Raw genomic sequence first — 6,896 nt, 5'->3', positions numbered from 1 at the left:
AGTCCCTAGGGGAGTCGAACCCCTCTCTCCAGGTTGAAAACCTGGCGTCCTAACCGATAGACGAAGGGACCGGACGCGTCGGAGGGCGGCTCTATATCCGCCTTCCCAGGGGTGCGCAAGGCCGCCGGATCAGCCGAGCGTGCGACGCGGATCGGCGACGTCCTCGATCTCGAGCTGAACGCCCGCCCGGCCCTGCCAATCGTCCGGCTTCAGACGGCCCGCCACATGCACAGCGCCGCCGCCGCCCAGCAGCCTGCGGCCGACTTCTGTGTCCTCGCAACGCCACGCTATGGCCTTCAGACGCCCGCCAGAGCCATCCATCAGCTCGCAGCGCACATGCCCGCCCCGCAACGCCGTCGGCCGCTCCACGCGCGCGTCAGCGAGCGCAAACAGTGGCTCAGGATTGCCCGGGCCGAACGGCGCCAGACGCTGGAAATCGTTGTGCAGCGTGCGGTCGCAGCCGCCGGCGGTGACCAGGGCGTCGATCTCAAGCGCTTCTTCGGCGGACGCCACCTCGGCTTCGGCGGCCAGGCGCTCGCACAGGAAGGCGCGCAGCTCCGGGATGTTGGCGGGCCGGACCGACAGACCTGCGGCCATGGCGTGGCCGCCACCGGCCATCAGCAGGCCTTCGTCGAACGCCGCCTGCACCGCGCGGCCCAGGTTGACGCCCGGCTGCGAACGGCCGGAGCCCTTGCCCACGTCGGCCTCGCGGTCGACGCCGACCACCACCACCGGCTTGCGATAGCGCTCGCGCAGGCGACCGGCGACGATGCCGATGACGCCAGGGTGCCAGCCGTCAGCGGCGATCAGCAGCATCGGGGCTTCAGCCTGGTTGCTCTCGTGCTCGATCAGGTGGACAGCGGCGTCCTGCACCTCCTGCTCCACCACCTTGCGTGAGGCGTTCAGCGTGTCGAGCTGCTCAGCCAACAGGCGTGCCTCCTCGGGATCGTCGGTGGACAGCAGCCGCGCGCCCAGGTCTGCGCGGCCGATTCGCCCGCCGGCGTTGATCCTGGGGCCCAGGATGAAGCCTGCATGGAAGGTGGAGGCCGGCCCCTGCCCCTTGGCGACGTCCAGCAGCGCCTTCAGGCCCGGGTTGCGCCAGGCCGACATCACCTTCAGCCCCTGGGCCGCCAGGGCGCGGTTGAAGCCGGTGAGCGGCGTCACGTCGCAGATCGCGCCCATGGCCGCCAGGTCGAGCCACTGGCGGATATCGGGCTCGCCGGTCTCCGGCAGCATGCCGCGCCGCCGCGCCTCGCGGTTCAGCGCCGCCAGCAGCACGAAGGTGACGCCGGCCGCGGCCAGCACGCCCTGGCCAGAGGTGCAGCCAGCCTGGTTCGGATTGACCAGGGCCGCGGCCTTGGGGGGTTCGCCGCGCATCAAGTGGTGGTCGATGACCACAACCTCCAGGCCGATCTCCGCGGCGCAGGCGATGGCGTCGTGGGCCGCTGCTCCGCAGTCGACGGTGACCACGAGGTCAGCGCCCTCCTCGCGAAGCCGGCGAAAGGCGGCCGGAGACGGGCCGTAACCCTCGGTGACCCGATCGGGGACGTAGATCGGCAGCTCCGCGCCCATCGCCCGCCACCAGCGGACCAACTGCGCGGCGCTGGAGGCCCCGTCGACGTCGTAGTCGGCGAACACCACGACCTTGCGCTCGCGCTTCAGGGCGTCCAGCAGCACGTCGACGGCCTGGTCCATGCCCATGAAGCTGGACGGGTCGGGAAACAGCGCCTTCAGCGTCGGATTGAGGTAGTCGGCGCCCTGCTCCAGGCCGACGCCGCGCGCGGTGAGCGCGCGCGCCAGCGGTTCGGACAAACTGTGCGCGTGCTGGTGGCGGCGCACGACGTCGGGGTCCGCGGCGCGCTCACGCCACAGCCGGCCGCTCAGCGATCGCGTGACGCCCAGGTAGCCCAGGGGCTGTGATCCATCCGCCATGAGGGTCCTCTTTGCGCGGAACCCTATAGGGAGTCGCGGCTGCGACTAAGGCGGTCGCAGCCTGCTGAGTCGTTGCGTCGCAGGCCCCGGAGCGGCGGCCTCAGACTGGGCGCTTCATCCGCACTTCGCGCACCGTGCGGGTGGCGGAGTTCATCACCAGAGTGTGGGTGTGCACGAAACCGCCTTCCAGGCGCACGCCGTCCAGCAGCGCGCCCTTGGTGACGCCGGTCGCCGCAAAGATCGCGTCGGCGCGGACCATCTCGTGCAGGTCGTACTTCTTGTCGAGGTCGGTGATGCCGATGCGCTCGGCGCGCTTGCGCTCGTCGGCGTTGCGGAACACCAGACGGCCTTGGAACTGGCCGCCGACGCACTTCAGCGCCGCGCAGGCCAGCACGCCCTCCGGCGCCCCGCCCTGACCGACATAGAGGTCGACGCCGGTGTCGGGATCGGCGGTGTTCATCACGCCGGCCACATCGCCGTCGGTGATCAGATACACCCGCGCGCCCACCGAGCGCAGGCTGGCGATGATGTCGGCGTGGCGCGGACGGTCCAGGACGCAGGCCGTGATCTGCGAGGGATCGACGCCCTTGGCCTTGGCCAGCGCGCGCACGTTGTCGGCCGGCGAGGCGTCCAGATCGATGATCCCCGGCGCGTAGCCTGGCCCACAGGCGATCTTGTCCATGTAGGTGTCGGGGGCGTTCAGCAGCGTGCCCTTGGGCGCCCAGGCCATCACGGCCAGAGCGTTGGACATGGCCTTCGCGGTCAGGGTGGTGCCTTCCAGCGGATCGAGGGCTATGTCGATCTTCGGGCCTTTGCCAGTGCCGACCTTCTCGCCGATGTAGAGCATCGGCGCCTCGTCGCGCTCGCCCTCGCCGATGACGATCTCGCCAGCGATGTCGAGGTCGTTCAGCGCCGTGCGCATGGCGTCCACGGCGGCCTGATCGGCCTCCTTCTCATCTCCCCGGCCGACCATGTGCCAGGCGGCGATCGCGGCGATCTCGGTCACCCGCACCGCATCCAGCACCAACCCGCGGTCAAGAACCTCGGAACTCATATAACCGTCTCCCAGCTGCGCACGCCGTCCCGGCGCGCGCGGTGATCTTTAGAGTGTCAGATGCGCGCAATGCGCAAGAGCCGCGGGCGCTCCAGCACGAACGGCGCCGCGGCGATCTGCTCGATCGCCTTGGAAAGCACCGACTCTGCGACCGCATGCGTGGTCAGCACGATCGGAACTCCTTGCGCCTCCTCGACCGGCTTCTGCAGGAAGCTCTCGATGGAGACCCCCGCCTCGGCCAGCGTCTCGGAGACCGCCGCGATTACGCCGGGCTGTTCCTTGACCAGCAGCCGCAGGTAGGCGCGGCTCATGCTGCGGGACGGATCGACCGGCGTGAACGGCTTCAGATCGCCGGCGGGCTTCTGGAACACCGGACGCACAGCGAGCGTCATCACGTCGGCGATGTCGGCGGCGACGGCGGCGGCCGTCGGGCCAGCCCCAGCCCCAGGCCCCTGGATGTAGATGCGGCCAATCCGCTCGCCCTCGATGAACAGGGCGTTGAGCGCCCCGCCCGCCTGGGCCAGCGGATGATCCAGCGCCACCAGCGAGGGATGCACGCGGACCAACACCCCGTCCGGCGAGCGATCGGCCGAGGCGATGAGCTTGATCCGATAGCCGAGGTCGCGGGCCATCTGGATATCCAGCAGGGCGACCTGCTCGACGCCCTCGATCTCGGCGGCCGCGTAGTTCGGCGCGCAGCCGAAGGCCAAGGCCGCCAGGATCGAGATCTTGTGCGCCGCGTCGAAGCCGCCGACGTCCATGGTCGGGTCTGACTCGGCGTAGCCCAGCTTCTGGGCTTCGCCGAGCACTTCGGCGAAGGCGCGCCCGCCCCGCTCCATCTCGGTGAGGATGTAATTGCAGGTGCCGTTGAGGATGCCGGCGACCGAGCGCACATCGTCGCCGACCATCGCCTCGCGCAGCATCTTCACCGCCGGCGTGCCGCCCATCACCGCGGCTTCGAACAGCAGGGGCACGCCCTTGGCCTCGGCGAGCGCAGCCAGCTCGGCGCCATGTTCGGCGATCAGCGCCTTGTTGGCGGTGACCACCGGCTTGCCGGCGTTCAACGCCGCCTCGACCGCGGCCTTGGCAGGGCCGTCGGATCCGCCGATCAACTCGACGAACAGATCCACGTCCGGCGACAGCGCCAGCGCGACCGGGTCGTCGAACCACGCAAGGTTGGAGATGTCGAACGGCCGGGGCCTGGAGCGCGAACGCGCCGACACCCCGGTGATCCTGGTGCGCCCGCCGGCCGGCGCGAAATCGGGCCGGTCAGACAGGAACTTCAGCAGTCCGGCGCCGACGGTTCCCAGGCCCGCGACGCCGACGCGCCACTCACGATGACTCATGGGACGCCGACCGAGTTATGGGCGCGCTCGAGCAGCTCGTCCGACCTGGCCAGGAAGCGTTTGACGTTGCGCGCGGCCTGGCGAATCCGCTGCTCGTTCTCCACGAGCCCGATCCGCACATAGCCTTCGCCATGCTCGCCGAAAGCCACGCCGGGGGAGACGGCGACGCCCGCCTCCTCGACCAGCAGGCGTGAAAACAGCATCGATCCCGCTTCCTTGAACTGCGGCGGTACGGGCGCCCAGGCGAACATCGAGGCGGGCGGCGGCGGGATGTCCCAGCCGGCGCGCTTCATCGACGACACCAGGGTGTCGCGGCGCCCCTTGTAGATGGCGCGGATGTCGTCGACGCAGTCCTGCGGCCCATTCAGGGCCGCGGCGGCGGCGACCTGGATGGGCGTGTAGGCGCCGTAGTCGAGATAGCTCTTCACGCGGGCCAGGGCTGCGCACATCCGCTCGTTGCCGACCACCATGCCGACCCGCCAGCCGGCCATGGCATAGGTCTTCGACAGGGAGTTGACCTCGACGGCGACGTCCTTCGCCCCGTCGACCTGCAGGATCGAGGGCGGCGGGTTGTCGTCGAAATAGATCTCGGAATAGGCGATGTCCGACAGCACCAGCATCTCGTGCTTCTTCGCCAGCGCCACGACGTCGCGATAGAAGTCCAGGTCCACCCATTGGGCGGTGGGGTTCGACGGGTAGCTGACGATCAGCACGCTGGGCGGCGGCGCCGAGTGCTTCATCGCCTTGCTCACGCCCGATAGGTATTCCTCGGGCGAGAGCGCCGGCACGTGACGGATCACCCCGCCGGCCATGATGAAGCCGTAGGCGTGGATCGGATAGGCCGGGTTCGGGCAGATGATCACGTCACCGGGCGCGGTCAACGCCTGGGCGAGGTTGGCGAAGCCTTCCTTGGAACCCAGGGTGGCGATCACCTCGGTGTCCGGGTTCAGCTTCACGCCGAAACGGCGGCCATAGTAGTTCGCCATGGCCCGGCGCAGGCCGATGATGCCCTTGGAGGCGGAATAGCGCCCGGCCTTGGGGTCGCGGGCGGTCTCGACCAGTTTGTCGACAATGTGCTTGGGCGTCGGCATGTCGGGATTGCCCATGCCGAAGTCGATGATGTCCACGCCCTCGGCGCGCAGCCGCGCCTTGACGCGGTTCACCTCTTCGAAAACGTAGGGCGGAAGTCGTCGTATGCGATGGAATTCGGGGGTCATGTAAAGCTCGGCGCCGCTGTTACTGCGGCTGGTGAGAGCTGCGGTCGCGCATGGATAGACTCCGGTCCGGAGTCCGCCAAGCAGGTTCGGCGGCTTTAAAGCCTCCGCGGGCCCCTAGCGAGGCGGCGGAGGCGGTGTAGCTCGCTCCCGCTGAGCGCGTGCGAAGGCTTCAGGGTCGTTTGCGACGGGGGCCGCATCGTCGCCCAGCGAACGCTCGGCGCGGGCGGCGAACGAATCGGACCCGTCCAGCGTCCAGGTCGAGGCGGCGGTGTCGCGTTCCAGCCGGGCGCCCTCGCCTTGCACATCGGCGACCGCGGCCGCGAAGGCCCGCGCCGGGCGCACGTCAGCCGGCGTCGGCGGAATCTGGGCGAAGGTCGGATAAGGCCGCACGACGCGCGCAGCGCGCGCCACATCGACGGCCACGGGGGACGCAGGATCCACCTGCGCCTCGGTGAACGGACTGGCTGCACAGCCTGCGAGCAGGGACGCGGCCAACCCGCAGGCGAACACCCGGGAGGCTTGACCACGCCGCGAGGCGCTCAGGAAAAAAGATGCAGACACGTTCATGTCCGCACCGCTCTTATGCGATGATCGCAGTCGGCGAAAGAGTGTGTGCGCTCGCGTCGAGGAGGAAACAACGATGAGCGAGCACCCCTCAGCTCCCGATGACGACGGCGCCGGCAAGAAGAGCGGCGGCAAGAACAAGGACAAAAGCAAGGGCAAGAAGGCGAAGTTGAAGCTGGATGCAGCGGTGGCGGAAGCCATGCAGACGCCCGCCGCCGAGCAAACCTCACCCGCCCCGGCCGAGCCTGGGCGCACCTTTGCGCCGCCGCCGGCCGCAGCGGCCGGCCTGGCCAGCGCCGCCGACCTCAGCGCCAAACTGCTCGACCCCAACCAACGCGAAGTGCTGGAAAAGCTGTCCATGAATCTGGCGCGCGCTGCGCTGACCGCGCAGGGCGCGATCGCCGAGCAGGCGCTGCGTCAGGCCGATCGCCCGGCCGCACTGTCGCCCGACCCGTTCAACGTCGCACCCGCGCTGACCGACGTCATGGGCCGCCTCGCCGCACAGCCCGACCGGCTGGTGCGCGCTCAGTCCGACCTGTTCGCCCGCTACCTGGAGCTCTGGCAGAGCGCCTCGCGCCGCGCCGCCGGCGGCGATTCCGACCCGGTTGTGCAGGCCGGCAAGGGCGACAAGCGCTTCGCCGACCCCGAATGGACCGAGAACGCGGTCTTCGACATCATCAAGCATTCCTACCTGCTGACCTCCAACTGGCTGAACAGCCTGGTGGCCGAGGTCGACGGCGCCGACCCGATGAACAAGCGCCGGGTCGAGTTCTTCATGAAGAT

Annotated in this window: 5 protein-coding genes, 1 tRNA gene and 1 pseudogene; 1 reads left to right on the top strand and 6 read right to left on the bottom strand. The window is 69.4% G+C overall.

Annotated elements, in window-relative coordinates:
* From Q8R27_RS10295 to Q8R27_RS10270, 6 genes are all read right to left on the bottom strand, one after another.
* Nucleotides 1-71 (bottom strand) — tRNA-Glu (locus tag Q8R27_RS10295).
* 58 nt (nucleotides 72-129) lie between these two features.
* The gene (recJ, locus tag Q8R27_RS10290) at nucleotides 130-1,932 is read right to left on the bottom strand and encodes a single-stranded-DNA-specific exonuclease RecJ (protein ID WP_305698936.1); all 1,803 of its coding nucleotides are present in this window, start codon (nucleotides 1,930-1,932) and stop codon (nucleotides 130-132) included.
* A 100-nt stretch (nucleotides 1,933-2,032) separates the two neighbouring features.
* The gene (glpX, locus tag Q8R27_RS10285) at nucleotides 2,033-2,986 is read right to left on the bottom strand and encodes a class II fructose-bisphosphatase (RefSeq protein ID WP_305596946.1); all 954 of its coding nucleotides are present in this window, start codon (nucleotides 2,984-2,986) and stop codon (nucleotides 2,033-2,035) included.
* Between the two features lie 56 nt (nucleotides 2,987-3,042).
* Entirely contained in the window at nucleotides 3,043-4,332 is a 1,290-nt protein-coding gene (locus Q8R27_RS10280) for a homoserine dehydrogenase (protein ID WP_305698935.1), read from the bottom strand.
* A complete protein-coding gene (locus Q8R27_RS10275; RefSeq protein ID WP_305698934.1) occupies nucleotides 4,329-5,549 on the bottom strand; it encodes an LL-diaminopimelate aminotransferase in 1,221 nt (406 codons plus the stop codon). Before Q8R27_RS10275 ends, Q8R27_RS10280 begins: the two co-directional genes overlap by 4 nt.
* Before the next feature lie 114 nt (nucleotides 5,550-5,663).
* Nucleotides 5,664-6,110, bottom strand: coding sequence for a hypothetical protein (locus tag Q8R27_RS10270; protein ID WP_305698933.1), 447 nt, complete (start codon nucleotides 6,108-6,110; stop codon nucleotides 5,664-5,666).
* A 79-nt stretch (nucleotides 6,111-6,189) separates the two neighbouring features.
* Between Q8R27_RS10270 and Q8R27_RS10265 the strand changes: the two are divergent.
* A pseudogene (locus tag Q8R27_RS10265) lies at nucleotides 6,190-6,896 on the top strand (class I poly(R)-hydroxyalkanoic acid synthase); the annotation flags it as partial.

Origin of the sequence: Phenylobacterium sp. (assembly GCF_030697305.1) — a bacterium.
Taxonomy (GTDB): Bacteria; Pseudomonadota; Alphaproteobacteria; order Caulobacterales; family Caulobacteraceae; genus Phenylobacterium.
The sequence above is the reverse complement of the archived record's forward strand: the minus strand, read 5'-3'. Positions and strand labels throughout refer to the sequence as shown.

Coding starts and splice junctions, on each gene's coding strand:
- Q8R27_RS10280 (WP_305698935.1), bottom strand. CDS start 4,332: ATGAGTCATCGTGAGTGGCGCGTCGGCGTCGCGGGCCTGGGAACCGTC.
- glpX (WP_305596946.1), bottom strand. CDS start 2,986: ATGAGTTCCGAGGTTCTTGACCGCGGGTTGGTGCTGGATGCGGTGCGG.
- recJ (WP_305698936.1), bottom strand. CDS start 1,932: ATGGCGGATGGATCACAGCCCCTGGGCTACCTGGGCGTCACGCGATCG.
- Q8R27_RS10275 (WP_305698934.1), bottom strand. CDS start 5,549: ATGACCCCCGAATTCCATCGCATACGACGACTTCCGCCCTACGTTTTC.